Source organism: Sulfitobacter sp. D7, assembly GCF_003611275.1.
Lineage (GTDB): Bacteria > Pseudomonadota > Alphaproteobacteria > Rhodobacterales > Rhodobacteraceae > Sulfitobacter > Sulfitobacter profundi.
This window is the reverse complement of record NZ_CP020694.1, coordinates 895,149-921,977: the sequence shown is the minus strand read 5'-3', so window position 1 is coordinate 921,977 and position 26,829 is coordinate 895,149. Positions and strand designations below refer to the sequence as shown.

General features: G+C 61.9%; 27 protein-coding genes. 18 read left to right on the top strand and 9 right to left on the bottom strand.

Features of this window, described 5'->3' with window-relative positions; translation table 11 throughout:
* Nucleotides 1-7: 7 nt before the first annotated feature.
* Both B5M07_RS04350 and B5M07_RS04345 read right to left on the bottom strand, forming a co-directional pair.
* Nucleotides 8-1,582, bottom strand: coding sequence for an ABC transporter substrate-binding protein (locus B5M07_RS04350; protein WP_120350378.1), 1,575 nt, complete (start codon nt 1,580-1,582; stop codon nt 8-10).
* 99 nt (nt 1,583-1,681) lie between these two features.
* Nucleotides 1,682-2,341: a GntR family transcriptional regulator gene (locus B5M07_RS04345; RefSeq protein WP_120350377.1), complete on the bottom strand. Its 660-nt coding sequence runs from the start codon at nt 2,339-2,341 to the stop codon at nt 1,682-1,684.
* 123 nt (nt 2,342-2,464) lie between these two features.
* Here B5M07_RS04345 and B5M07_RS04340 point away from each other — a divergent pair, with 123 nt between their 5' ends.
* From B5M07_RS04340 to B5M07_RS04320, 5 genes are read left to right on the top strand one after another with little or no spacing between them, the layout of a single operon-like run.
* On the top strand, nt 2,465-3,493 hold the full coding sequence (locus tag B5M07_RS04340) for a histone deacetylase family protein (protein ID WP_120350376.1): 1,029 nt from the start codon (nt 2,465-2,467) through the stop codon (nt 3,491-3,493).
* Nucleotides 3,490-5,052, top strand: coding sequence for an acetolactate synthase large subunit (locus B5M07_RS04335; protein ID WP_120350375.1), 1,563 nt, complete (start codon nt 3,490-3,492; stop codon nt 5,050-5,052). The genes B5M07_RS04340 and B5M07_RS04335 overlap by 4 nt, the downstream gene beginning before the upstream one ends.
* A 19-nt stretch (nt 5,053-5,071) precedes the next feature.
* Complete coding sequence (locus tag B5M07_RS04330) at nt 5,072-6,361, top strand: ArgE/DapE family deacylase (RefSeq protein ID WP_120350374.1); 1,290 nt, start codon at nt 5,072-5,074, stop codon at nt 6,359-6,361.
* Nucleotides 6,358-7,470, top strand: coding sequence for a phosphotransferase (locus B5M07_RS04325; RefSeq protein WP_120350373.1), 1,113 nt, complete (start codon nt 6,358-6,360; stop codon nt 7,468-7,470). The genes B5M07_RS04330 and B5M07_RS04325 overlap by 4 nt, the downstream gene beginning before the upstream one ends.
* A gap of 3 nt (nt 7,471-7,473) precedes the next feature.
* A complete protein-coding gene (locus B5M07_RS04320; protein ID WP_120350372.1) occupies nt 7,474-8,805 on the top strand; it encodes an aspartate aminotransferase family protein in 1,332 nt (443 codons plus the stop codon).
* Nucleotides 8,806-8,817: 12 nt separating this feature from the next.
* Here B5M07_RS04320 and B5M07_RS04315 read toward each other — a convergent pair whose 3' ends face one another.
* The 5 genes from B5M07_RS04315 to B5M07_RS19390 form a co-directional block, all read right to left on the bottom strand.
* Complete coding sequence (locus tag B5M07_RS04315; RefSeq protein WP_120350371.1) at nt 8,818-10,434, bottom strand: ABC transporter ATP-binding protein; 1,617 nt, start codon at nt 10,432-10,434, stop codon at nt 8,818-8,820.
* 18 nt (nt 10,435-10,452) lie between these two features.
* Nucleotides 10,453-11,271, bottom strand: coding sequence for an ABC transporter permease (locus B5M07_RS04310; RefSeq protein WP_205570902.1), 819 nt, complete (start codon nt 11,269-11,271; stop codon nt 10,453-10,455).
* A gap of 2 nt (nt 11,272-11,273) precedes the next feature.
* Nucleotides 11,274-12,230 (bottom strand): ABC transporter permease, encoded by a 957-nt coding sequence (locus tag B5M07_RS04305; RefSeq protein WP_120350369.1) that lies wholly within the window; start codon nt 12,228-12,230, stop codon nt 11,274-11,276.
* Between the two features lie 82 nt (nt 12,231-12,312).
* The gene (locus B5M07_RS04300) at nt 12,313-13,884 is read right to left on the bottom strand and encodes an ABC transporter substrate-binding protein (protein WP_120350368.1); all 1,572 of its coding nucleotides are present in this window, start codon (nt 13,882-13,884) and stop codon (nt 12,313-12,315) included.
* Between the two features lie 484 nt (nt 13,885-14,368).
* A complete protein-coding gene (locus tag B5M07_RS19390; protein WP_162931808.1) occupies nt 14,369-14,515 on the bottom strand; it encodes a hypothetical protein in 147 nt (48 codons plus the stop codon).
* Nucleotides 14,516-14,832: 317 nt separating this feature from the next.
* Between B5M07_RS19390 and B5M07_RS04295 the strand changes: the two genes are divergently transcribed.
* A complete protein-coding gene (locus B5M07_RS04295; protein WP_120350367.1) occupies nt 14,833-15,588 on the top strand; it encodes a transporter substrate-binding domain-containing protein in 756 nt (251 codons plus the stop codon).
* Nucleotides 15,585-16,601, top strand: a complete 1,017-nt coding sequence (locus tag B5M07_RS04290; protein WP_120350366.1) for a cation transporter — start codon at nt 15,585-15,587, stop codon at nt 16,599-16,601. The genes B5M07_RS04295 and B5M07_RS04290 overlap by 4 nt, the downstream gene beginning before the upstream one ends.
* A gap of 134 nt (nt 16,602-16,735) precedes the next feature.
* Here B5M07_RS04290 and B5M07_RS04285 read toward each other — a convergent pair whose 3' ends face one another.
* Together B5M07_RS04285 and B5M07_RS04280 are read right to left on the bottom strand one after the other, a co-directional pair.
* Nucleotides 16,736-17,590 carry an SDR family oxidoreductase gene (locus B5M07_RS04285; protein WP_120350365.1) on the bottom strand — a complete coding sequence of 285 codons (855 nt, stop codon included), beginning with the start codon at nt 17,588-17,590 and terminating at the stop codon, nt 16,736-16,738.
* Nucleotides 17,591-17,905: 315 nt separating this feature from the next.
* Nucleotides 17,906-18,184: a metal-sensitive transcriptional regulator gene (locus B5M07_RS04280; RefSeq protein ID WP_067630970.1), complete on the bottom strand. Its 279-nt coding sequence runs from the start codon at nt 18,182-18,184 to the stop codon at nt 17,906-17,908.
* A gap of 199 nt (nt 18,185-18,383) precedes the next feature.
* Between B5M07_RS04280 and B5M07_RS04275 the strand changes: the two genes are divergently transcribed.
* The 11 genes from B5M07_RS04275 (at nt 18,384) to B5M07_RS04230 (ending at nt 26,827) form a co-directional block, all read left to right on the top strand.
* Nucleotides 18,384-19,286 carry a DUF305 domain-containing protein gene (locus B5M07_RS04275; RefSeq protein ID WP_120350364.1) on the top strand — a complete coding sequence of 301 codons (903 nt, stop codon included), beginning with the start codon at nt 18,384-18,386 and terminating at the stop codon, nt 19,284-19,286.
* Nucleotides 19,287-19,428: 142 nt separating this feature from the next.
* Nucleotides 19,429-19,809: a hypothetical protein gene (locus tag B5M07_RS04270; RefSeq protein WP_120350363.1), complete on the top strand. Its 381-nt coding sequence runs from the start codon at nt 19,429-19,431 to the stop codon at nt 19,807-19,809.
* Nucleotides 19,810-19,891: 82 nt separating this feature from the next.
* On the top strand, nt 19,892-20,182 hold the full coding sequence (locus B5M07_RS04265; RefSeq protein ID WP_120350362.1) for a hypothetical protein: 291 nt from the start codon (nt 19,892-19,894) through the stop codon (nt 20,180-20,182).
* Nucleotides 20,182-21,645 carry a TolC family protein gene (locus tag B5M07_RS04260; protein WP_120350361.1) on the top strand — a complete coding sequence of 488 codons (1,464 nt, stop codon included), beginning with the start codon at nt 20,182-20,184 and terminating at the stop codon, nt 21,643-21,645. Before B5M07_RS04265 ends, B5M07_RS04260 begins: the two co-directional genes overlap by 1 nt.
* Nucleotides 21,646-21,662: 17 nt before the next feature.
* Nucleotides 21,663-23,021 (top strand): multicopper oxidase family protein, encoded by a 1,359-nt coding sequence (locus B5M07_RS04255; RefSeq protein WP_120350360.1) that lies wholly within the window; start codon nt 21,663-21,665, stop codon nt 23,019-23,021.
* Nucleotides 23,022-23,066: 45 nt separating this feature from the next.
* Nucleotides 23,067-23,801 carry a copper-binding protein gene (locus B5M07_RS04250; protein ID WP_120350359.1) on the top strand — a complete coding sequence of 245 codons (735 nt, stop codon included), beginning with the start codon at nt 23,067-23,069 and terminating at the stop codon, nt 23,799-23,801.
* 67 nt (nt 23,802-23,868) lie between these two features.
* The gene (locus tag B5M07_RS04245; RefSeq protein WP_120350358.1) at nt 23,869-24,441 is read left to right on the top strand and encodes a helix-turn-helix transcriptional regulator; all 573 of its coding nucleotides are present in this window, start codon (nt 23,869-23,871) and stop codon (nt 24,439-24,441) included.
* Between the two features lie 41 nt (nt 24,442-24,482).
* The gene (locus B5M07_RS19585; RefSeq protein ID WP_254693957.1) at nt 24,483-24,746 is read left to right on the top strand and encodes a hypothetical protein; all 264 of its coding nucleotides are present in this window, start codon (nt 24,483-24,485) and stop codon (nt 24,744-24,746) included.
* The gene (locus B5M07_RS19580; protein WP_254693956.1) at nt 24,743-24,931 is read left to right on the top strand and encodes an ion channel; all 189 of its coding nucleotides are present in this window, start codon (nt 24,743-24,745) and stop codon (nt 24,929-24,931) included. Before B5M07_RS19585 ends, B5M07_RS19580 begins: the two co-directional genes overlap by 4 nt.
* A 175-nt stretch (nt 24,932-25,106) precedes the next feature.
* Nucleotides 25,107-26,405: a multicopper oxidase family protein gene (locus B5M07_RS04235; RefSeq protein WP_120350357.1), complete on the top strand. Its 1,299-nt coding sequence runs from the start codon at nt 25,107-25,109 to the stop codon at nt 26,403-26,405.
* Nucleotides 26,402-26,827 (top strand): c-type cytochrome, encoded by a 426-nt coding sequence (locus tag B5M07_RS04230; RefSeq protein ID WP_120350356.1) that lies wholly within the window; start codon nt 26,402-26,404, stop codon nt 26,825-26,827. The genes B5M07_RS04235 and B5M07_RS04230 overlap by 4 nt, the downstream gene beginning before the upstream one ends.
* Nucleotides 26,828-26,829: the final 2 nt, after the last annotated feature.

The following is a 26,829-nucleotide window of genomic DNA, read 5'->3' as shown; positions in this document are numbered from 1 at the left end:
GCTTTTTTTACTTGTCGAGCCACACGTCGCGGAAACCGTCGTTCACGCCAAAGGCGGTGTTAACAGGGTTTTTGACGTCACAGCGGTAGATCGTGGGGAAACCCAGTTCCAAGAGCCAAATGTTCGGCACGTCTTCGACGATCTTGTCTTGGATTTCCTTATAAGCCGCCTTGCGCTCTTCGGGGCTGGCCATCAGCGCCGCTTCGGCAAACAGCTTGTCCGTCTCGGCGTTTTGATAGCTTGCCACGTTATTCCAAGGCGAACCGGGGGCGGCATTGTCGCCCATATAGGTCCGCGAAACGCCGAGTGCGGGATCGCCGTATTGGTAGAGGTAGGTAAAGGCGAGATCATAGTCGCGGTCTGCGACCTTCTGGTTCCAACCCGCTACGTCCGAGGGCACAATCTCGGTCGTCATGCCGATCTCGCTCAGGTTTTGTTTGACCGCTTCGGCCCAGCGCTGCCAAGTCTCACCATAAGGCAGACCAAGAATGCGGATGGTTTCGCCGTCATAGCTGCTTTCTTCCAGCAGGGCCTTGGCCTTTTCCGGGTCAAAGGTGATGTCCGGTGTCTCACCATCATAGAACCGTGTGGAAGACGACAGGGGTCCGGTCGAGACCTTGCCCAAACCATTCCACAGCGCGTCCTTGGCGAACTGGCGGTCGACGCCATGCATGATCGCCTTGCGCACCTTCACATCGTCGAGCGGCTTGTTGTCGTTGTTCACCCACATCCAAGACAGCGGGCCAAAGTATTCCCAGCCTTTGTCGGTGATGCAGGTGTTGTCCATCGCCTGAATGCGCGCCACGTCGAAGTTTTCGACCGAGCCGCCGGGCAGCACATCGACCTTGCCGGTCTCATAGGCCACCGCGCGCGAGGCCGCATCGGGGATCACGTGGTAATAGACTTCGTCGACGTAGGGCTTGCCCTCCATGTAGTAGTCTTCGTTCTTCACCAGATGGATGAAGCTGCCCTTTTCCCATTCGTCGAACTTGAACGGGCCGGTGCCGATGGGCGTGTTGTTCGCCTCATTGTTGGCGAAATCCGTGCCTTCGTAGATGTGCTTTGGGATCATCGGCGCGGTGCCGGGCTCAAAGATACCGATGAAGGGGCCGAAGGGCTGCTTTAGGTTAAAGACAACCGTGTGATCGTCGGGCGTCTCGATGCTCTCGACATGCTCCATATAGGTGCGCATCCGCGAATGGCTTTCGCGCAGGAACTTATCCATGGAGAATTCGACATCCGCCGAGGTGAACGGTTCTCCATCATGGAAAACCACGCCTTCGCGAAGCTTGAAGGTATAGGTCTTGCCGTCCTCTGAAATCTCCCAAGATTCAGCCAATTGGCCTTCGGGTTTCAGATCGAAATCATAGCGCAGCAGGCTTTCATAAATATCGCCGCCGACCATCTGTGTCGGGCCGTTCTGCACAAGGCCGATCATCAGGCTGGGCGGTTCGGGCTGGATCACAACGTTGAGCGTGCCGCCGGACTTTGGTTCGCCATCCTGCGCGGCCAGTGGCCCGGCCAGTGCCAGCGCCAGAACGGCTGCGGTTAATTTAGTGGTGTGTAGCATGTAAATCCCCATTGGTTTTGCTTTGACTCGCCCAGTGACAGCGTCCGCTCTGGTGTCGGCTTCTTGCAGTCGCTCGGGTGATGGCCGCGCGATGCGCAGCGCTTGAATTGCTCATTCGTCTATGGTGAACGATTGGATGTATCTGATGATCCCCTCCTTTGCGTCATCTATGTCTGCGCGCATCTCCGCGGCAGCCGCCGCAGGATCGCGACTTTCACAGGCGGCAATGATCGCCTGATGATGCCGGACCAGCCCCAGTTGCTCCCGCGCATAGTACCCGGCAATCAGCGGCCCCATGCGCAGCCACAGCCCGCTGAGTATCGCCAGCAGGATCGGCATCTCAGCCGCCTCCACCAATGCAAAGTGGAACTCCTGATTGTACTTGACCGCTTGCGGCCAACGCCCGGCCACGGCTGCGGCCTCATTCCGCTCCACGATCTTTTTCAGGCGGCGGATTTCCTTGGGGCCCACCATCTCGGCGGCGCGGCCTGCGGCGAACCCCTCCAACTCGCGCCGGATGCTTGCGATCTCAAGATACTGCGCCTCTGTCAGCACCGGCACGCGCACGTCGCGCATGCTGCGCTGGATCAAAGCCTCATCCCGCAAGAGCCGCTGCACCGCGTCGCGCACTGGCGTCGAACTGGTGCCCAACCGCTCAGCCAACCCGCGAATGGTGACCTTTTCATTCGGGCGCAGCTTGCCTTCCACCAAGTCCTGACAGACCCGATCATAGATCGCATCGCCCAATGAAACTTGACTGATCTCGGCCATCGCGCCCTCGTCCTTACCGACCAAACCGTCGCCCGTTTTGATGCATGATGCATCATTTCTATTGAGCCTGCAAATTAAAACTGCAATGCTCCGCCGCAGCGACATCAGACCACAGGGATTGTGATGAAAGTCTTTTTCGACGAACGCCAGCTTGGCCACGCACCGACCCACTACTTTCGGCGCGGCGCGGCCATGCCGCATCAAGAACAGCCACAACGTGCTGAAATTCTACGCGATATGTTAATCGGCGAAGGGTTTGAGATTGCCAAACCCCACGACCACGGGCTTGCCCCGATCAAGGCGGTGCACAACCCCGATTACGTTGATTTCCTGCCCGACGCCCATGCCCGCTTCGTCGAAAGCGCGGGGCCAGAGGCGCTGGCCATTCCCACCATGCACCCCGGCGTGCGGCGCGGCAAAGAACCCAAAGACATTCACGGCCAGTTGGGCTGGTGGATGACCGACACATCGACCCCGCTGACCGAAGGGTCATGGGACGCGGCCTATTGGTCGGCCCAAACCGCCGTGGAGGCCGCCGAGACCGTGGCGGCCGGTGCCCGCGCCGCCTATGCGCTTTGCCGTCCGCCCGGCCACCACGCGATGCGCGATTGCGCGAACGGGTTTTGCTTTTTCAACAACGCCTGCATTGCGGCGGAGCATCTGACCCAGACCTACAAAAAGGTCGCACTGATCGATATCGACGTGCACACCGGCAATGGCTCGCTCGACATCCTCTATGAACGCGGCGACATCTTCTTCTGCTCGCTGCACCCCGACCCGGCCACCTACCCCACCTTCTACCTTGGCCATGCGGATGAAACGGGCGAAGGCGACGGGGCGGGCAAATCGCTGAACCTGCTGCTGGAACAGGGCGCGAGCCAAGATGACGTGCTGGCCTTGCTCGACAAAGGCATCGCCGCGATCCGTGATTTCGGAGCCGAGGCGCTCGTGGTCTCACTGGGTTTTGACATGGCCGCCGATGATCCGCTGGCCGCCGTAAACGTCTACCCCGACGGCTTTGCCGAAATGGCGCGGCGCTTGGCGGCGCTCAACCTTCCCACAGCATTGATCCAAGAGGGCGGCTACCTTGGCCCCTCCCTTGCCGATAACGCAAAATCATTTCTCACGACATTCCGCGAGGCCACAGCATGAGCAAGACACCCAAAGAGATGAATGGCGCTGAAAGCGTTGTCCGCAGCCTGCACGCGGGCGGGGTGGAGGTCTGTTTCGCCAATCCCGGCACCTCCGAGATGCAGTTTGTCGACGCGCTGGACCGGACCAAACTGATGCGCTGCGTCTTGGGCCTGTTCGAAGGCGTGGTGACCGGTGCCGCCGATGGCTATGCGCGCATGGCCGGGAAACCGGCAGTGACCCTGCTGCACCTCGCGCCCGGTTTTGCCAACGCCGCCGCCAACCTGCACAACGCCCGCAAGGCACGGGTGCCGATGGTGAACCTTGTGGGCGACCACGCGCTGCGGCACCAAAAGTATGACGCGCCCCTCTCGGCAGATGTCGAAGGCGCCTGTGCGCCCTTCAGCGATTGGGTGCGTTCGGGCCGGGATGCTGGCAGCTTTGCGGCGGATGCGATGACCGCCCTCGCCGTGGCGCAAAGCAAGCCCGGCAAGGTCGCCACACTGATCGCCCCTGCGGACATCGGCTGGGACGCGGGCGGCAAGATGGCCGAGGCCGTGGCCCCCGCTGCCCCTGCCCCGCTGGATGAACGCGCGCTAGATGCCGCGATCAACGCTTTGGAGAGCGGTGAGAAAACCGTGCTGCTGGTCGGCAGCGCGGTGCTGGAAAGCCAAGAAGCGATGGCCCTACTGCACGGCATCGCAGAAAAGACCGGGGCCGACATCCTCGCGCCCACCTCGAACCGCCGGATGGAGCGCGGACAGGGCCGCTTTGCGATCAACAAAGTCCCCTACCCGATCAACGCGGCCCTTGAATGCCTTGCCCCCTACAGCCGCGCGATCCTGATTGAGACGCCGCCCCCCGTGGCCTTCTTTGCCTATCCCGGCAAGCCGAGCCTGCTGCTGCCGGTCGATTGCCACACCGTCACATTGGCCGCCGTCGATGCGGACGGCTCCACGGCTTTGGCCGCACTCGCAGACCGCATCGGCGCGAAACCCGCCACCCCGCGCGACCACGAACGACCCGCCGCACCGCAGGCAGGCGGCATCACCCTGCAAAACCTCGGCGCGGCCTTGGCGAACGCATTGCCCGAAGATGCGATTGTGGTGGATGAAGCCGTCTCCTCCGGCGGAGCCACCTTCCCCGCGGGCGACAGTGCGGCGCCGAACACGTGGCTGGCCCTGACCGGCGGGTCCATCGGCATCGGTATCCCGCTTTCTGCCGGAGCGGCCATCGCCTGCCCCGACCGTCCGGTCATCACGCTGCAGGCAGATGGCTCGGCCATGTACACCATCCAAGGACTCTGGACCCAAGCGCGCGAGAACTCCAACGTCACCACGATCATCCTCGCCAACCAGTCCTATGAGATCCTCAAGGGCGAATTGCACAACGTCGGCGCGCAGCCCGGCCCCGAGGCGCTGAGCATGCTGAACCTCGACCGTCCGCAACTGGATTTCGTCGCCATGGCCAAGGGCATGGGCGTGCCGGGCAAACGGGTCGAAGACGTGACCGAGCTGATGCGCGCCATCGAAGACGCGGCGAAAGAACCCGGCCCCTTCCTCATCGAAGCGATGCTGTAACCCACCGAAAGGACACGACATGACCCTCGATCCTGATCTGAAATCCCGCATCCTTCAGGCTGTCGAAGATGGCTTCGCTGAGCAAGTGAGCTTTACCCAACAACTCGTGCAGACCCCTTCGCTGCGCGGCCATGAACATGCGATCCAAGACCTGCTGTTTCGCAACCTGCAAAGCCGTGGCTACGCGATGGACCGTTTCAAGATGGACCGCGCCGCGATTGAGGCGCACCCCGGCGGCTCGAAATACTCTGACGATCACTCCGACGCCCCCATCGTCGTGGGCATCCACCGCCCGCGCGATGAGGCGGGCCGCTCGCTGATCCTGCAATCGCATCTCGACGTGGTGCCCGAAGGGCTGCACGACATGTGGGATGATCCGCCCTACTCGGCCAAGATCGACGGCGACTGGATGTATGGCCGGGGCGCAGGCGATATGAAGGCGGGTGCTGCGGCGAATATCTTTGCCCTAGACGCGCTGCGCCGCATTGGGCTGCAACCAGCGGCGACCGTCTATGTGCAGTCCGTGGTCGAGGAGGAATCCACCGGCAACGGCGCCCTGCAGACTTTCCTGCAAGGCTACACCGCAGATGCGGTTTTCATCCCCGAGCCGGAAGAAGAGATGTTGGTGCGCGCCAATACCGGCGTCATCTGGTTTCAGGTGCAGGTGCGCGGCGTACCCGTCCATGTGCGCGAGATGGGCGAAGGCGCCAACGCCATCGACGCGGCCACGCGCGTGATGACCGCCCTGCGTGAGATGGAGGAGGACTGGAACGCCGAGAAAGGCGACCACCCGCATTTTGAAGACGAAGCCCATCCGATCAACCTCAACATCGGCAAGATTGAAGGCGGCGATTGGGCGTCATCGGTGCCGTCATGGTGCAATATCGATTGCCGCGTTTCCATCTATCCGGGCCGAAGCGCCGAGGATGCCGCGCGCGAGATTACCGAGCGGGTCAAAGCCTTTGCCCAGACCGACAACTTCCTGTCCAACAACCCGCCCGAAGTGGTCTTTAACGGCTTTCACGCCGAAGGCTATGTGCTGGAGCCGGGCAGCGAGGCCGAAGCGGTGCTGGAACGCGCCCACGAAGACGCCATCGGCGCGCCGCTGCAGTCTTTCATGACGGCGGGCTATCTCGATACACGGGTCTATGCGCTGTATAACAAGATACCGGCGCTTTGTTACGGGCCGAAGTCGCGCAACATCCACGGGATCAACGAGTCCGTCAGCCTGAGTTCGGTCAAGAAAATTACCCAAGCCATGGCGCTGTTTATCGCCGAATGGTGCGGGACCGAGGACATCACTCCATGACCGAGGTCGGGATCACGCCTGAGGGCGGCCTGCCCCCGCTCCTGAGTGGCGTGTTGGTCGAAGAGAGCGGCAACAAAACCGACCTGCTTGCGCAAGACCCGCCCGCCTTTGACGCGGCACGGGCGGCTGAGGTCGCCTTGCAGCGCTATGGGGTGTCGGGTGAGATCAAGCCTCTCGCGGCGGAAAAGGATGCAAACTTCCTGATCACCCTGCCCACCGGGCAACAGGCGCTGCTGAAGATCACCAATGCCGCCGAAGAGCGTGCCGTGACCGATATGCAGACCGCAGCCCTGATGCATCTGGCCTCTGCTGATCCCGATCTGCCGGTGCAGCGCATCTGCGCCAGCCTCAATGGCAAGGCGGCCGAGGTTGCCACAGCGGCTGACGGTCAGCCCCATGTCGTGCGGCTCATGACCTTCCTTGGCGGCACTGTCCTCAGCAATGCCACGCCGCGCCCCGGCCTGCACCGCGCCTTGGGGGATTTTCACGCGCGGGTCACCCTTGGTCTGCGCGGTTTTTTCCATCCGGCGGGGGGGCATTTCCTGCAGTGGGACATCAAACAGGCGGGCCATCTGCGCCCGCTGCTGGCGGATGTGCAAGACGCCGCCCTGCGCGCCCAACTGGGGCGAACCCTCGATCACTTTGATGCAGAAGTCGCGCCCCAGCTTCCACATCTGCGGGCACAGGTCGTTCATAACGACTTCAATCCGCACAATATTCTGGTCGATGGGCCGGAGGCCCGGCATCCCGTCGGGCTGATTGATTTCGGTGACATGGTGCATACGCCGCTGGCCTGCGATCTGGCGGTGGCTTGCTCCTATCAACTCGGCCAAGGCGCTGAGCCGCTACAAAACGTCTGCGAGATGGTCGCGGGCTTTGCCGCACGGCTGCCGCTGGAGGCCGAGGAAATCGCGCTTCTGCCCAGTCTGATCCGCCTGCGCCATGCCACCACCTTGGCAATCGGCGCTTCCCGCGCCCGGCGCTATCCCGACAACGCCCCCTATATCCTGCGCAACGCCGCCGCCTCGCAACGCGGGCTGGCAGCACTCGACCAAATTGGCGACGCCGCCGCGATCAAAGCCCTGCACCGTGCGGCGGGAACGGAGTGACCGATGACCATGATCAATGCCTATGACAGCGCCCAAGCCGAGGCCCTCAGCCCGGACGACCGCGCCCTGATCGACCGCCGTGCCAAGGCGCTCGGCCCCGCCTACCGGCTGTTTTACGACCAACCGCTGCACATTGAGCGCAGCGAAGGCGTCTGGCTGTGGGACAAGGACGGGCGCAAATACCTTGATGCCTATAACAACGTCGCCTCGGTCGGTCACTGCCACCCGCGCGTGGTTGAGGCGATTACTCAGCAGTTGGGCGTGCTGAACACCCACACCCGCTATCTGCATGAAAACGTGGTGACTTACGCCGAACGGCTGCTCGCCACAATGCCCGACGCACTCGGCCATGTGATGTTCACCTGCACCGGGTCCGAGGCGAATGACATCGCCCTGCGCATCGCCCGCAGCTATACCCGGCGCGAAGGGATCATCGTCACCCGCCTTGCCTATCATGGGCTGACCGAGGCGGTGGCGGAACTGTCCCCATCCTTGGGCGATTTCACCCCGCGCAGCCCGCGCATCCGTCTGATCGACGCGCCCGACACGCTCCGCATCCCCGAGGCGCAGCAGGGCGCGAAACTCGCCGCCGATCTGGCCCAAGCGATTGCCGAGATGCGCGCCGATGGGATCGAGCCTGCGGCCTTCATCGTCGATACGATCTTTTCCAGCGACGGGCTGCACCCCGATCCGGCGGGGTTCCTGCAACCGGCGGTCGATCTGATCCGCGCCGAGGGGGGGCTTTTCATCGCTGACGAAGTGCAGCCTGGCTTTGCCCGCACCGGCGATGCCTTCTGGGGGTTCCAGCGCCACGGGCTGGTGCCTGACATGGTCACGATGGGCAAGCCGATGGGCAATGGCTTCCCCCTTTCCGGCACCGCGATGCGGCCAGAGCTGGTGCAAGAATTTGGCGAAAAGGCACGCTATTTTAACACCTTTGGCGGCAACCCCGTGGCCGCCGCCGCGGGCATGGCCGTGCTCGACGTGATCGCGGATGAAGGGTTGCAGAACAATGCTGCCACGGTCGGCGGGGCCCTCAAGAACGGCCTGCAGGATATCGCGGCGCGTTACCCCGAGATCGGCCATGTGCGCGGCGCGGGGCTGTTTCTGGCCGTTGAATGCGTCACTTCGCGCGCGACCAATGCCCCCGACGCCGCCCGCGCGAAATTCGTGGTGAACCACATGCGCCAGAATGGCGTCTTGATCAGCGCCACCGGGCCGGGGGCCAATGTGCTGAAGATCCGCCCGCCCCTTGTGTTGCAGCAGCCCGAAGCCGCTCTGTTTCTCGACGTGGCAGAGGCCGCCTTTGCCGCGGCGCGCGCCGCGGGTATATAAACCGCCAGCGCCCTACTCCGCCTCGCGCAAGGACCGCTCCCGCGCGCGGGCCTCGGTCAGCCATTCCGGATCCATCTGCGGCACCGATGTCAGCAACCGTTTGGTATAGGCCTGCTTTGGCGCGCCGAAGATCTCATCGCGCCCACCCTGTTCGACGATCTGGCCGTTCTTGAGCACGATCACCTTATGGGCAATCGCCTCAACCGTGGCCAAGTCATGGGTGATAAACATAAAGGTCAGGTCCAGCTCGGTTTGCAAACGCACCAGCAGCCGCAAGATCCCCTCGGCCACCAGTTGATCGAGCGCACTGGTGACCTCGTCGCAGATGATGAATTCAGGCTCGGCGGCCAGCGCGCGGGCGATGCCAACGCGCTGCTTCTGACCGCCGGAAAGCTCGCTGGGTTTGCGATCAAGAAAGGCGCGGTCGAGGTCGACCAGATCCATCAGTTCCTCCACCCGCGCCCGAAGCACCCGGCCCTTGCGGCCCGTGAACTTGCGCACCGGGCGGGACAAAATCTCGCGGATATTGTGGCGCGGGTTCAGCGAGGTATCCGCCGATTGATAGATCATCTGGATATTGCGCAGCGTCTCGGCCCCGCGTTTGGCCAATCGCGGTTCCAGCGGCGCGTCGTTCCAGAAAAACTGCCCCGAGGCGGGGGGCAGCAGCCCCGCGATCACCCGCGCGAGAGTGGATTTCCCCGACCCGCTTTCCCCCACCACCGCCGTCGTCTGGCCGCGCGGAAAGGTGAAGTTGAGATTGTCCAACACGGTCATCGGCCCATAGGCCGCCGAACCCCCCTCGCAGCGGATCAGCGCCGGAGCTTCCCCGGCCTCTGCATCGGGGCGGCGAAACGACCGCACGGCCCAGAGCGACCGGGTGTAATCCTCTTGCGGGGCGTCCAGCATGATTTTGGTCGGCGCGGTCTCGACCGCCTCACCGTCTTTCATCACGCAGATGCGGTCGGCCATCTGGCTGACCACGGCAAGGTCATGCGTGATGTAGATCGCCGCCGTGTCATATTGCTCGACAATATCGCGGATGGCGCCCAGCACTTCGATCTGGGTGGTGACGTCCAAGGCGGTCGTCGGCTCGTCAAAGATGATCAGGTCGGGGCGGCAGGCCATGGCCATGGCCGTCATCGCCCGCTGCAACTGGCCGCCCGACACTTGGTGCGGATAGCGAAAGCCGATCTCTTCGGGGTTGGGCAGTTGCATCTGACGGTAGAGGGCGACGGCGTCCTGCTCTGCCGCCGCGCGGCCAGAGACACCGTGCAGGCGCGGCGCTTCGGTATATTGGTCGATCAGCGTCTTGGCAGGGTTAAAGCTTGCCGCGGCGGACTGGGCGACATAGGCGATCCGCTTGCCGTGCAGACGGCGCAATTGCCCGCCCGCCATGCCGATCAATTCGGTCCCGTCGAATTCGACGCTGCCCCCGGCGAAACGGACCCCGTCGCGGACATAGCCCATCGCCGCCAACCCGGCTGAGCTTTTGCCCGCCCCGCTTTCACCGACAAGGCCCAGCACCTCCCCTCGGTCGAGTTCCAGATCAAGCCCTTTGATAATCACATTGGGCTGCGCGCGGCTGCCTGCCTCAAGCCGGAGACCGCGAATGTTCAGAAGATTTCCCATATGGCTGCCCCTGCTCGGTTAACTTTTCAGACCGCTGGCGCGGTGCAGCATCCAATCGACGATCAGGTTGATCGCAACGGTCAGCAAGGCGATGGCCGCCGCCGGGATCAGCGGGGTGATATCCCCGAAACTGATCAAGGTGGCGTTTTCCTTTACCATCGACCCCCAGTCCGCCGTGGGTGGCTGGATCCCGATGCCAAGAAAGGACAGCGCCGCGATAAAGAGGAACACAAAACAAAAGCGCACCCCAAACTCGGCGATCAGGGTCGACCAGATGTTGGGCAGAATCTCGCGCCGTAGCAACCATGGCGTGCGCTCTCCGCGCAGCCTTGCGGCTTCGACGAAATCAAGGCCGACCACATTCATCGCCGCAGCCCGCGACAGCCGGTAGACCGGCGCCACATAGATCACCGCGATCACCCCGACCATATTCGGGATCGACGGGCCGACGATGGCCAAGAGCATCAGCGCCAAGATCAACGGCGGCACGGCCATCAGCACATCGACCAAGCGCGACAGGACTTCGTCCAGCCAGCCGCCTTTGAGCGCGGCCAGCATCCCCAGCGTCGACCCGACCGAAAAGGAAATAGCCGTCGTCAGCAGCGCCAGCCCGACCGTATTGCGCGCGCCAAAGATCATGCGCGACAGCATATCGCGGCCCAGATTGTCGGTGCCCAGCGGATGCGCCGCAGTCCATGGCAAATAGGCATCGCCTACCACCTGCGTCTCGCCATAGGGCGCGACGATGGGCGCGAATATCCCCGTAAAGGCGACGATGGCCAGCACCACCATCCCAAAGATCGCCGAGGGGGGCGCGGATTTCAGCAAAGATTTCATCGTTATCTCCCGTGCCGCAGACGCGGGTTCGACATGATCGAGATGATGTCGGCCAAGACGTTGAGCGTGATATAAACAGCGGCAAAGAACAGCCCCACCGCCTGCACCACCGGGAAATCCCGGCTGGAGACCGCATCCACCAGTAACTGCCCAAGGCCGGGGTAGGAAAAGACGACCTCTACCACCACCACGCCGACCACCAGATAGGCAAGGTTCAGGGCCACGACATTGACGATCGGCGCCAATGCGTTAGGCAGCGCGTGCTGCACGATGATGCGCCAGCGCGGCACACCTTTAAGGCGCGCCATCTCGATATAGGGCGAGGCGAGCACGTTGATGATGGCCGCCCGCGTCATCCGCATCATATGAGCGACAACCACCAGAATAAGCGTCAGCGCGGGCAGAAAGCTGCGGTAAAGCGCGTCCCACAGCCCCGTGGCGCTGTCGATCCGCGCCAGCGTCGGAAAGACGCCGGCCTTGATCGACAGAAACAGGATCAGCACGTAGCCCACGAAAAACTCCGGCATGGAGATCGCCGAAAGCGCGGTCAGGTTGACGCCCCGGTCAAACAGCGTGTTGCGCCACAGCGCGGCCAACAGCCCCAAGATCACCGCCAGCGGCGCGGCGATGACGGCGGCATAGGTGGCCAAGAACATGGTATTGGCAAGGCGCGGCCCCAAAAGCTCGGACACCTCGCGCCCCGAGGCCAAAGAGGTGCCAAAATCGCCGCGCAACACGCCGCCGAGCCAATCGAAATAACGAAGATGCGCGGGCTGATCGAGGCCCAGTTCGGCGCGAAATGCCGCGAGGGTCGACTCGGTCGCTGATTGGCCAAGGATCTGCTGCGCCAGATCACCGGGCAAGAGTTCGATGCCAACGAACATGAGGGCGGATACGACAAAAAGGGTCAGAATGCCGAGGGACACTCGGCCGATAACAAGCTTCTGAAGCCGGGACATTTTAAGGTTTTCTCCGGCCCGGATCGGGCCATTGGTGCGGGAAACGGACGGCCCCTTGGGGCCGCCCGGATGAGGCTGTGGCTTAGGACATCCACCAGCGTTCGATGAAGCGCTGGCTGTCGAGATCCCACATCTCGGACACTTCCTCAGGCATCTGAACGCTTTCGCTCATGGCCGAGACATATTGACCAAAGGCCGGGATCAGCGCGCCGCCCTGCTCTTTCACGATCTTTTGCATCTCGCCGTACATCTCGGCGCGGCGGGTCTGGTCCAGCTCAGGCCGCGCTTGCAACAGCAACTCGTTAAAGCGCTCGTTGTCCCATTTGGTCTCGTTCCACTCCGCATCGGCGGCATAGCCGGTCGAGAACATCAGGTCAGGCGTCGGACGGCCACCCCAATAGGAGCAGCAGAAGGGCTTTTGCAGCCAGACATTCGACCAATAGCCATCATCCGGCTCACGCTTCACCTCGATGTTCAGCCCCGCAGGCCGCGCGTTTTCGGCAAAGAGAACCGAGGCATCCACCGCCCCGTTAAAGGCAGCATCCGAGGTGGACAGCGTCACATCAAGGCTTTCAAGCCCCGCCTGTTTCAGGTGGTACTTCGCCCGCTCCGGATCATAGGTGATCTGCTCAAGGTCGTCGTTGTAATAGGGCATGGAACGCGAGATCGGTTGGTCGTTGCCCACGGTACCATAGCCGCGCAGAACCTTTTCGATCATGTCTTCGCGGTTGATGCCGTATTTCAACGCCATCCGCACGTTCACGTCATCAAACGGGGCCGTGTTGGTCTGCATCGGCATGATGTAATGCAGCGTGCCGTCTTGGGTGTGGATCTTCACGTTGGGCGCGCGGCCCAGCAGGTTGATCGTCTTGAGGTCGGGCCGGTCGATCAGGTCAACCTCGCCGGTCATCAGCGCGTTCATCCGGGCCGCCGGATCGCCGACTTTCAAGATCACGACCTTGTCGAAATGCGCGCGGCCCTCTTTCCAGTAGTCATCGCGGCGCGTCAGTTCGACCCGTACGCCCGGCTCGAAAACGTCGATCACATAGCCGCCGGTGCCGATGCGGCTGTTGGGGTCGATCGTGCCATCGCCGGTGTCTTGGCGAATCCCGAGGTGGTAGTCATTGAAGATAAACGGGAAATCCGCGTTCCCTGCGGCCAGTTCAAAAACCACGACCTTGTCGCCATCGGCGCGGATGTCGGTGATCTGCTCAAGCAGCGGTTTGATGCCGGATTTGGACTCTGGCCCCATGTGGTGACGGATCGAGGCGATCACGTCATTCGCCGTCGCCGTTTTGCCGTCCGAGAATTGCGCGTTGTCGCGCAGGCGGAAGGTCCATGTGGCGGCATCGCTGCTGGCCTCAAAGCTCTCAGCCAAGTCGGGCTGGGCGGTGCCGTCGGGGGCGATTTCCGTCAGAGTGTTGAAGACCGCATAGCCGCTGGCAAACATGAAGTCGTTGTTGAAGGTTGCGGGATCAAGGCTGTCGGAGGTCGACCCTTGGGTGAAGCCAACCCGCAGCGTGCCACCCTTTTTGGGCTGAGCCTGTGCCCGTGCGCCCTGTGGCAGGATCAGCCCTGCCCCCACCGCAGCCGCGCTCCCGGCTAGAAAACTGCGACGGCTCGGTCCGTTTTGACGTTTTGTGAAATTGGTCATTGTATCCCCCTATGTTTGTTTTCTTGGTCAAACGCTCTGACAAAGCGCTCGGCGTAATGGTCGGTTACGCGGCGTTTGCCGCCGCCTCTCGCAGAGGCATGGGCCAGTCGCCCCGCCTGCTATCGCGGTCGAAACACCGCCATCGCTGAACGACAGCGCGTCTCTGCCTGCAATGCGATCAGCCGCGGCAGTTTGCCCGCCGCAACGATCTTGGTCATAGGCATAGCCGGTTCCACCGCCGGGGTATAGATGCCCGGCGCGCGTGTCGCGAAGTTACGCTACGGCTAGAGAGGTTTTTCGGGGAGAACAAAGTGTTGTGGCCGGACTAGGAATGCGCCGAGCGCATCGACCTTTGCCGCGAGCGCCGCAAGACCGTGGGGCTGATCCCGCCCCGTCCGCGGCACCGCTTAGGGTATTTTTCGCCCGACAATAATAACTGAGCGATGCGAGAAAGCAGCGCGGGAATTTCGCACTGCTTTCGCGTTCACTTCTCTTTCTTCACCGCCTTTTGCGGGTTCTTTGGATCGAACTCCTCAGGACGGTGCGCCGCGCCTTCGTGGTCATCCTGCGCATTGTGGCGCTCCCGGTGGGGTGGGCGTTTCTCTTTGGCGTGATCTGGCTCGTTTGGCATGACGTTCTCCTTTCGGGCTGTTAATGCGGTCAGCGGCCTGCATTCGAGGCTTCATCAGCATAGACGCCGACCATCTACTGCGCGTTGTCACTCATCGGGCGCGGCACCGTGGGGCGGCATTCCTAAGGTATAAATCGCCACATCGGGGTCGGTGTTCCGAAAGAGTTGGTCAGCGCCCCCCCTACCGGCAGGAAATGACCGACCTGTGGTTGATGTGCGCAGAGACCTAAGCGCCGCCCCGGGCCGCCCTCCTGCCCCGGAACCTTTTGATAAACCGCCCGTTATCCCCTTGCGATCCGGCCCTAAGGAATAAAGAGATGACGCCCCGCAAAGCCACGCCACACGGTGCCAAAGGCGTGGGAAACCCACTCAACTTTACGATTGCAATGCTCCTCGGGGGGGTGAGCCTGCTTGCCGCCTGCGACGATCTGCGGTTCCCTCGCGATGTGGAAGGAACCCTCGAGACCGTTCTCTCCGACCAAGAAATGACCGTCGCGGTATCGGAAAACCCGCCATGGGTCGTGTTGCCTGACAGTGGCCCGCCACAGGGTGTCGAAGCCGATCTGGCGCGCGCCTTTGCCGAAGAATTGGGGGTCGCCATCGAATGGAAGCCTCTCGGCGCATTCGCGGCGCTGGAGGGGTTGGAAAAGGGCGACATCGACCTCGCCATCGGGGGCTTTGCCCGCAAAGACGTGACCCCGGTGAAAGGTGCTGCGCCAAGCTATACCTATTTCGAAGAAGCGTTTGTCATAGGCAGCCGCACGCCAAACGCCCGGCCCCATGACATCGAAGATCAGCAGGTTTTCGTACCACCCCACCTCCCCCTCGCCGCACTGGTGGCGGAGGAAGGCGGCATTCCGGTAGACCAATGGACCGATGATCAGACCCTCGCCGCCGTCCCCCATTGGCAGCTTGTGGTGAGAGACCTTGCCGCGACCGAAACGACGCTGGATCGGGCGGAACATGTCGTCGCCGTGCAGCAAGGCGAGAACGCTTGGCTGATGAAGATCGAGGATTTCTTTCGGCGCGAGGCCGGGACCATCGGGGCGCGTTTGCGCGCCTATGCACCGTGACCCGTTCCATCCGCACCATGCCCGAGGCGCAAAAGAAGGCGCTCCACCGGGCCCGCTGGTTGGAGGCCATCTGGCTCGTCGTCTTGGCCTCCATCGTGGCCGCGATTTACTTTGCGGTGGGCAGCAGCCAAGCGATGAAAACCGCATGGATCGAAGACCTACTCAGCTTTGTACCGCCCATCGCCTTTCTCGTGGGATCGTGGATCGAGGGGTGGAAACCGAACCGCCGCTTCCCGCTGGGGTATATCCGCGTCACCTCAATCGCTTATCTGATCAGCGCGGTGGCCCTTGGCGGCGTGGGGATATTTCTCATCGTCGATTCCTCCATCGCCTTGATCAAACAAGAGCACCCGACCATCGGCAGTGTCGAACTCTTTGGTGCCACCATCTGGTTCGGCTGGGTGATGATCGCGGCGCTGGCCTATAGCGTCGTGATGCCGGTCATTTTCGGCCATCTAAAGATGAAGCCCGCCAAGATGTTGCATGACAAGACCCTCTACGCGGACGCCATGATGAACAAGGCGGACTGGATGACGGGGCTTGCCGGGATCGTGGGCATCCTCGGGATCGGGATGGGCTGGTGGTGGGCCGATGCTGTCGCGGCCATCGTGATCGCGTTGGACGTGCTTCACGACGGCTTCAAGCATACCGGCGCGGCGATCCGCGACCTCAGCGATGAGATGCCCCGGACGATCGAAGACAAAGAGTTCGATCCCCTGATCGAAGAGGTTCAAAAGACCTTTGGAGCGCTGCCGTGGGTGCGCGAAAGCCGCCTGCGTCTGCATGAGGAAGGGCGTTTTCTGACCGGCACGATCTACGTCGTGGCCCATGAGAACGGTTGTTCTGCGGGAAGGATCGAGGCGGCGGAGGCAAAGCTGCTGGACCTGCACTGGCGTATCCACGACATCTCGATCATGCCACGGACCAAGATCGAGGCATCGGTCACGATTGAAGGCGTCGATGACGGCACTTTGCCTTTGCGATCCGGGGCGCGGCGGCATCCGGTGGGCTGAGTACGATTTCTGTGAAAGAGGCTGAACTGAGCCGCAGGCCGGCTCAGTTGTCTTTCCACTGGGTGCGCTGAAACGCCCCCCGGTATCACCCCGCACGGCAACTGCCATACTGTGCGGGGCATAAGGCAACTGGTCTATCCCCCAACGAGCGTGCCGCCGTTCGGGTGCAGCACCTGCCCGCTCATATAGGACGAATCCTCGCAGGCGAGGAACAGCAGGGAGGGCGCGACCTCATTCGGCTGACCGGGGCGGCCAAGGGGGGCGTTCTGGCCAAACTCCTCAACTTTATCGGCGGGGAAGGACGCCGGGATCAGGGGCGTCCGGATCGGCCCCGGTGCCACACCATTGACCAAAATACCCTCGGGCGCGAGCTTGCTTGCCATGGCGCGCAAGAAAGACAGGATCGCCCCTTTGGTCGAAGCATAGTCGATCAGCAAATCCTGCCCTTTATAGGCGGTGATCGAGGTGACACAGATGATCCGCGCGCCCTTTTTCAGGTGCGGTAGCGTCGCCTGGGTCATCAGGATCGTGCCGATGATATTGGTACGGAACGTGCGCTCAATCTGGGCTTCTTCGATATCCTCAAGGCGCTCCTGCGCGTGCTGTTCGCCGGCGTCATTGACCAGAATGTCGATCTTGCCGAAGGTCTCCATCGTGCGGCGCACGGCATCTTTGCAAAAGTCTTTCTGGCCGACATCGCCCTCCAGCAACAACGCCCGGCGGCCCTCGGCCTCGACCAACTGTTTGGTCTCTTCGGCATCGCGGCTCTCATTGCGGTAAACGATGGCGACATCCGCCCCCTCGCGCGCATAGAGAAGCGCCGTGGCCCGTCCGATCCCGCTGTCCCCCCCGGTGATAAGCGCAACCTTATCCTTGAGCCGATCCGAGCCGGGGTAGCGCGGCGTGTACTCGGGCGCAGGGTCCATCTTATGTTCCTGACCGGGCTGGCTCTGCGGGCTGTCGAGGGCATCAAAATTCTGATCTGTCATGGCGCATTCCTAACAGTTGCGGCCCCGAAAAGCGGGGCGTTCAAAAAAACTAGGGCTACAGAGGGCCAATGTTCGCCCCGTGGCTATGGTTTCACCACGGGGCAGAGATGAGAGAAAACTTGCGCATTATGAACACCTGTCTCAGGTGCCAATCGGGAGGCTGCGCCTCTACCGCGTGCCGTCTTTGGCACATGCCTGACTTTCGCCGCGTAGCTTGCCGGTCGCCATGCGGTTTGCGCATCACATTCGCGGCCAACCCCGCGGGTCTCGCGTCTAGGATATTAAGCGCAAACCGCCCACCTCCAAAACGAACCCCTAGTCGCGTGCCTTTTCCAGCAAGGCGACCAATTCACGGAACTTCTGGCGCTGCTCTTCGCGGTCGCCCGATAGGATCGCCTCTTCCATACAGTGGTTGGCGTGATCCTCGATCACCAATCGCTCGACCGCGCGCAGTGCCGAGCGGACGGCGGCGGTTTGCACCAGCACGTCCACGCAATAGCGCCCCTCATCGACCATCCGTGTGACGCCGCGCAACTGCCCTTCCAGCCGCGCCAGTCGCTTAAGGATCGCTGCCTTGTTCTGCTTTGCTTCCACGTTTGGTGCCTCCACCTATCGGAACTAAGACGACCGTGGCCAGTTAACATACCATAGGGGGGTATCTAGGGCCGCCTCATTCGCACTTTGCCGGCGCGTTGCAAGGCCCGCATTGGCTTTGGCGATCATAGCCCCCCATGCCCTTGATTGCCACGGTGCGCGCCGCAATCGCGCAGAAATTTGAAAGAGGAGACACCCCATGTCCTACTGGCGTTTCGCCGCAATGATCGCGACTTCGACCATCGTGATGTTTGGCCTGATGTACCTGAACACCTACGCATTTGAGCATGTCTTTTTCAGCGAAACGCGGACCTATATGGCGCTGCTGATGGGGGCTGTGATGGCGGTCATCATGCTAAGCTTCATGTTGTCGATGTATTCCAACAAGGCCATCAACATCGTCATCTATATCGGCTCCATCGCGGTCTTCGCCCTGACCCTTTGGCTGGTGCGCAGCCAAGTTACCGTGGGCGATACCAGCTATATGCGCGCCATGATCCCGCACCATTCGATCGCGATTATGACCTCTGAACGGGCAGAACTTTCGGACCCGCGCGTGCGCAAGATGGCCGATGGCATCATCGCCGCACAGCGCAAAGAGATCGCCGAGATGCGCAGCCTGATCGCCGACATCGAAGAGAACGGCGACGCGGTTGATCCGGAACTGGGCGAGGCCGAAAGCCAGCCCGAAGTCGGTACGGTGGACGACGCGCTATCCTCCGCAGAGGTCGCAAAAGTCGACCCGGCGGGGCTGACCCCTGAGGATATCAAAAGCCTGCTTGGCAGCGCCGCCACCTGTGAGTTTGGCCGCACCAACGAAGGCGACCCAAGCCTTGTGATGGCGGGCAACGCCGGGGGCATCAAACTCTCGGGCACCTTGATCGAATTGCAATCCGATGAGGCCATTGACCAAGCCGCGCTTGCCGATGGCGCCCGTTTCACCGCCGATGGCGTTGACGTGACCGTCACCCCCCTTGCCGGGGCGGATTGGACCGATACCGAAAGCAACCTGCGCCGCTCGGAAGCCGAGATGAAATTCCATCTCGACCGCGGGCTGACCGTTGGCTACCGCGGGTTCCTGGACTGCACGAACGAGATGTGACCCTCGCCAAGGGGGGCCTGCCGAACCGGGTGGGCCTCCCGTCGACTTTCGCGTCTTTGATGCAAAGGCCGAAGATTTAATTGCAATCCTTCCAGCGCTGGACGCGTTGACAGGCATCGCGACTTACGACACTGCTAAGGCCATGCGTGCTCTGGCAAACATATCAAACCTCTGCCGCGCCCTACTGGGTGTGGTTCTGGCCTGTGGTTTGCTGCTGCTTCCGCCCTCTTCGGTTCATGCCGAAAGCGGAATGCACGAAAGCGCGCAGGCGGCGCATCACGCGGGCCACCAGATGACCGCAGCGTCAGACCTGCAACAGGATGTTGCGGCGCTACCTGATCTGACAGACATAACAGACAGTTTCGAAGGCGAGCCTTGCTGTGGTGGCATCTGTCTGACGGCAGCGCTGACCACTTCGCAGGACGCCAAGATGACGGCCGTGCGATCCGTTGAATATACCAGCGTGTCCCACTCTGTCGCCTCTGGCCAGCCCACGGGCCAATTGCGTCCGCCTCGAGCCTGAGTTGATCCCGGCCCCCTGACGGCCTTTGCATCCGCGGTTTCGAGCCGCGGGTAAGATCACCTCTTTCTCAGGCAAAATACCAATGAAATTACCACTGATCGCAGGGACGCTGTCCCTGACCCTTGGCGCCTGCGCCACGGCGCTCCCGCCTCTTCCTGATGTCACTGCCGCCTATGTGCAGCAGCCCACGCCTCTGCCCCAAGTCGCCGCGATGACCGCCGCCGACAACAGCGCACGTGGCAGTGCTGCCACCGCCGAGGAACAGCCCTTTTCAGGCTACCGTCGTCGCGGTGTCGTCGAACCGCTCGATTGGCGGCGGCTGAATGCGGAACAGGCCCCCAAGCCGGGCGCAATGCAAGGGATGAACCACTGATGCGTTGGAAACTGAAAACCGCCGCCGTCATTACACCACTGATCTTGGGCGCCTGCACGGCAACGGACCTGCCGGTGAGTTTCTCGGCCCGTGATGCTGGCTTTGCCACTGTTGAAGCGCGCACCTCCAAGGCTATCGGCAAGCGCACCGTCTGGGCGCAGTCGCAGGCCGAGACCGTCGCGGCCTCCAAACAGGTCCGCGCCATGGTGCAGGGCAAGACGATCAGTGCCGAAACCGCGGTGCAGGTCGCGCTTTTGAACAACAAAGGGCTTCAGGCATCCTATGCGCAGATCGGCCTTTCGGCGGCCGAAGCATGGCAACAGTCCACGCCAGAAAACCCTGTCGTTTCCATTGGTCTTTTAGGCATCGGTGCGCCCGAGGTCGGGCTGTACCGCGCCTTGGAGAGCATGATCGCCGTTAACCTTCTGGACGCCCGCACCCGCAAACAGCGCATCGCCGCTGCCGAGGCCGAGTTCCAGCACGCGCAGATGCAAGCCGTCAGCGACACGCTGGCGCTGGCCAATGAAACGCGCGAGGCTTGGGTCAATGCGGTCGCGGCCTTTGAAACGGTCAGCTATCTGAAACGCGCGGCCGTCACCACCGATGCGGCGGCGGAACTGGCGCAGCAGCTGGGCAAGACCGGCGCGCTTAACAAAGCCGCGCAGGCCCGAGAGCAGGCGTTCAACGCCGAAATGGCGGGCCAATTGGCACAGGCGCGGCTGGACGCGCAATTGGCCAAGGAGCAACTGACCCGGCTTATGGGCCTTTGGGGGCAGGACGTGGCCTATTACGTGCCCGATGCCCTGCCGCGTGTGCCGAACACGGTCAGCAGCCACAGGGGCATTGAACGGCTGGCGCTGGCCAATCGTGTTGATTTGGAAGTCGCCCGGCTGGGGTTGGCAGCAACGGCCAAGGCGTATGGTCTGACCGATGCCACCCGCACCCTGACCGATTTGGAAGTCATCGCCGGAGCCGAGATCGAGCGTGAAGAAGAGAACGGGGAGATTGAGACCAGCGTGTCACCGCAGGTCGAGTTTGAGTTCGTGATCCCAATCTTCGACAGCGGCAAAGCGCGGCTGCGCAAGGCCGAGCTGAGCTATCTTCAGGCGGCCAATGTGCTGGCCGAGCAGGCTGTGAACGTCCGCTCCGAAGCGCGGGCGGCGGCCACGGCCTACCGATCAAGCCACCAGATCGCGCGGCACTACTCAGACGTCGTGCTGCCCCTGCGCCGCACAATCGACGAGGAAGCACTGCTCAGCAACAACGGCATGATCACCAGCACATTCGATCTGCTGAACGACGCCCGCGAGAAGATCGCGAGCCAGCTCGAAGCAGCCAGCGCCAAGCGTGAATTCTGGCTGGCCTCGGCTGGTCTGACTGCCGCGATCTACGGCGGTGGCAGCGGCGGCGGTGGCGCCGGTGGAGAAACCCAAATCGCCGCCGGTGGCGGCGCCGGACATTGAGACAAGGAAGCAACCACATGATCAACAGACGTCAACTTCTGGGGGCCGGTGCTGCGGGTGCAACGCTCGTGTCCTCCAAAGCATGGGGCCAGACCATGAACATGGGCCTGCCCGAAGCCGCGGTGATGGACAGCGCGCTGACCCAAGCCCCGACCCGTCCCACCAGCGGGCCGGATTATAACCCCGTGGTCACGCTTAACGGCTGGACCCTACCCCACCGGATGAACAACGGCGTCAAGGAATTCCACCTTGTTGCCGAACCGGTGGAACGTGAACTGGCCGACGGAATGATCGCGCGGCTTTGGGGCTACAACGGCCAATCCACCGGCCCGACCATCGAAGCCGTCGAGGGCGACCGGGTGCGCATCTACGTCACCAACCGCCTGCCCGAGCATACGACGATCCATTGGCACGGTCTGATCCTGCCCTCGGGCATGGACGGTGTCGGCGGGCTCAGCCATCCCGGCATTCCGCCGGGCAAGACCTTTGTCTATGAGTTCGATCTGACCAAATCCGGCACCTTCATGTACCACCCTCACGGCGATGAGATGGTGCAGATGGCGATGGGCATGATGGGCATGTTCGTGGTCCACCCTAAGGATCCCGATTTCATGCGCGTCGATCGGGACTTCCTGATCATGCTGAACGCTTTTGATATTGATCCGGGCACCTACATACCCCGCATCATGACGATGACGGATTTTAACCTGTGGACTTGGAACAGCCGCATCTTCCCCGACATTGACCCGCTAGTGGTCAATCAAGGGGACAAGGTGCGCGTGCGCGTCGGCAACCTGACGATGACCAACCACCCGATCCACATGCACGGCTATGACTTCAAGGTTACCTGCACCGATGGCGGCTGGGTGCCAGAATCGGCGCAATGGCCCGAGGTCTCCATCGACATCCCTGTGGGTGCCATGCGCGCCTATGAGTTCGTGGCCGACCATCTGGGCGACTGGGCAATCCATTGCCACAAGTCGCACCACACGATGAACGCCATGGGCCATGACGTGCCGACGCTCATTGGCACCAGCAGTTCGAACATGACAAGTCAGGTTCGCCGCGTGCAGCCAGAGTTTATGCCCATGGGCACGGCGGGCATGGCGGATATGGGCGAAATGTCGATGCCCCTGCCCGACAACACCGTGTCGATGATGGCCGGTTGGGGGCCACATGGCCCGCTAGAAATGGGCGGCATGTTCTCGGTCGTGAAGGTGCGCCAAGGCATCGACGCGGACGACTACGAAGATCCCGGCTGGTACGAAAACCCTCCGGGCACCGAGGCGTATGAATGGACGGGCGAGCTGCCAGAGTTCGCGCAGAACCACAGCCCAAAAACCCAAATCACGCCGAAACCAACCTCCGAGGGCTAAGCGGCCCTCGGACCACAATGACAACCAACCCATACAGGAAACACCATGAACAAACTTCTTCTTTCGACCGCCCTCAGCCTTCTCATCACCGCCCCTGCCTTTGCCGCGGGCACCCATGACGGCGGTCATGACGATGATGGCCACGGCGACATGCACAAAGAGATGGCCATCGGCATGCCTGGCAAGGCCGAGGCGGTCGATCGCACCATCGACGTGACCATGCGCGAAACCGACGATGGCGAGATGATCTTTGAGCCCGCCGAGTTCGACATTAAGAAAGGCGAGACGATCCGCTTTGCCGTCACCAACAAAGGCGAGATCGAACATGAGTTCGTGATCGACACGATGGAAGGCAATGCCGAGCACAAGGAAGCCATGGCCAAGATGGACATGGAGCATGACGACCCGAACTCGGTCCGTCTCGACTCCGGCATGGAGGGCGAGGTGATCTGGACCTTCGCCAACGAAGGCTCCTTCGAGTTCGCCTGCCTGATCCCCGGCCACTACGAATCCGGCATGCATGGCCCGATCACCGTGGCGCAGTCTGATGAGGCGCCAGAAGCGCCCGCGGTCTACTCCACCGGCAAGATCAAAAAGGTCGACGCCAAGGGCAAGAAGGTCACCATCATTCACGGCCCGCTGGAAAACCTCGACATGCCGTCGATGACCATGGTGTTCAAAGCCGATGAGACGCTGATCGCCAATATGAAGGAAGGCCAGAACATCGAATTCGTGGCCGACCGTGTAAAAGGCAAGCTGACCGTCACAGCGATGAAGTAAGCGCCGACAGCAGGGCCGGCGAACGGGCTGGCCCTGCTCTTTCCACCAAAAAAAGGCAGTTCGAGCAATGAGAACGCGTGGAACCATCGCCCTTTGGGCCATCGCTGCACTACAGGCAATTGTGGCAATCTTCTTTTCCGTCTGCTTCTTGCTGGACGCTGTCGGACTGGAGCCTGAATTTCTGATCTGGCAGAGCCATGAGTATCAGCAGACCGTGCTGGCCATCGGGTTGAACCTCGGCGTGGCACTTGGCTGGATCGCCCTTAGGACCAGTCTGCAACGTGCGCGGCTGGCCGAAGAGAAGATGCGCAGATGCACCTCGGAGTTCTCGCTGGTGATGACGCAGCATTTCACCGATTGGCGTCTGACCCCCGCCGAGCGGGATGTCGCGGTGTTTTTGGTCAAGGGCCTGAGTACCCGCGACATTGCGGACCTGCGCGGCACCTCCGAAGGCACGATCAAAGCGCAGACAAACGCGATCTATCGCAAGGCTTCGGTCACCGGGCGCACCCAGTTGCTCAGCACCTTCATTGAGGATTTGATGGATGACGCATTGATGCCCGCAGAGGCCCTGCAAACTGTGGCTGTGAATGGCTCAGCGATAGGCCCTGCAACCAGATCAAACGCCGCCCCGGCGTAATCGCTTGAGGAAACGCCCCCCGCAAAACAGGTTGCCCCTTCATGATCCAAGCAATGCTTCTATCCGTTCTGGTCGTCAGCATCTGCACGGCGATCCACTATCTCGTGCTCAAACGGGTTTCCGATACCATCGCGCAGCGCAAAAGTGCTGCGCATGGCCAGAACCTTGGCTTGGCCGTCGGCGCAATCACAATCGCGCATGTCATCGAGGCTTTCATCTATACGCTGTTCTTCCTTTGGGCCGTGCAGGGTTTGCAAATCGGCGCGCTGAACGGATCCGGCCCGCGGGAAAGCCCACCACGATGATGGATTATTTCTATTTCTCGCTGGTCAACTTCACCACCTTGGGGCGCGGCGACTTGACCCCCGTGGGGCACCTGCGCTTCATCACCGGGATAGAGGCATTTCACGGCTTTCTCATGATTACGGCGTCAGGCAGCTTCGTGCTGCAGGTCATGGCGGGACGCGCGCCCCTGTCGGACAAGGGGTGACCCAAGTGGTTCGGCCCATTCTCTTTCCCGATAGAGAGCGCATAGGCGGTCCACCTCCACCCCGTCACCGACAGTTGGAATTGGCCCCGGCAGGACATACCTACATGCCTTGGACATCGGCGCGCGCCGTCCCCCGTGGCAGCATCAACCGCAATTCATTCCGATAAGGCATGACATGAACAGAAGACAATTCCTCGCCAGCGTTTCCGCCGCCGCGGTTCTGCCCCTTCCGGGCTTTGCTGGCCAGACGCCACTGAAGCTGAAGGCCGAAACGGTAAGCCAGCAAATCCTTCCCGAAGGCGAAGGCACCACCGCAATGCTGGGGTTCAACGGCTCGATGCCGGGACCTGAGATCAGGCTTAAACGGGGTGCGCGGGCATCGATTGAGGTCGAGAACGGGCTTGAAGAGGGCACCGCCGTTCACTGGCACGGCATCCGGCTGGAAAACCGGATGGACGGCGTCCCGGTGCTGACGCAAGACCTGATCAACCCCGGGGACAGCAAGACCTACAGCTTCGTGCCGCCCGATGCGGGGACCTATTGGTATCATTCGCACTATATCTCGCAAGAGCAGGTGGCGCGCGGCTTGATGGGGCCGCTGATCGTCGAAGACGACGCCCCCCTCGATCTGGATCATGACATCACCGTGATCCTGTCCGATTGGATCATCGACGAAGATGGCAGCCTTGTTGATGAATTCACCGACATGCACAGCGTCGCCCATGCGGGCTATATGGGCAATTTCGCCCGCGGCTTCCTATCGCGAAGCGAGGTGCGGCAAGGTGATCGCATCCGCCTGCGGCTGATCAATGCGGCGACCAATCGTATTTTCCCCCTAAGCATCTCTGGCGTTTCTGGTTCGGTTGTCGCCCTGGACGGCATGGCACTGAGCCAACCCCGCGCGGCCTCTGACCTCGTTCTGGCGCCGGCCCAGCGGGCCGACCTGATCGTCGATGTCACCGGCCCGGTCGGCTTTGACATGCCCACGCGGCAGAAACCTTACCGTCTGGCCGAATTGTCCATCTCTGGCAAAAATACGGATCGGCAATCGGGGCCTCTGCCGACCTTGGCGGCACCGGACCTCCCCGCACCGGGTGCCCCCTCCCAGCACCTGACGCTGACCATGATGGGCGGTGCCATGGGCGGGCGGCACGGCGGTGCCAACATCTGGTCCTTCAACGATGTCTCGGACCTGCCACAGGATTCCTTTGCCGCCATCGAACGCGGCGAAACGGTACGGATCACATTCGTGAATGATACCGCCTTTCCGCATGGCATCCATCTGCATGGCCATCATTTCTATGAACTTGCCGCCGATGACAGCCTTGGTGATCTGCGCGACACAACTTTGGTGGCGGCAGGTGAAAGCCGGGATGTGCTTTGCGTTTTTGACAATCCGGGACGCTGGCTGATCCACTGCCATATGCTAAGCCATGCCATCGGAGGGATGCGAACATGGGTAGAGGTCACATGATCCGATATTCACTGCTTGCCCTTGTCTGGGCGACCACGGCGCAGGCGGGCCACGAGCTTGAGGGCCGCGACATCGATGCGGGTCGCACGCTCTATGCCGAGACCTGCGCGGCCTGTCATGGCGCCAACCTCGAAGGCCAGCCTGACTGGCGGACACCGGATGAGGACGGCATTCTGCCAGCACCCCCTCATGATGCCACAGGCCATACCTGGCACCACGACAATGCCCTGCTCTTTGAATATACCAAGCGCGGCGGCAGCGCCGCATTGGCCGCGCGCGGGATTGATGATTTCGCCAGCGGAATGCCCGCCTTTGAAGGGGTTCTGTCGGACGCGTACATCTGGGACATTCTCGCCTACATCCGATCGACTTGGCCGCCCCGCGAACAGGCCGCTCAGGCAGGTCGCAACCGGCCACATTGAGG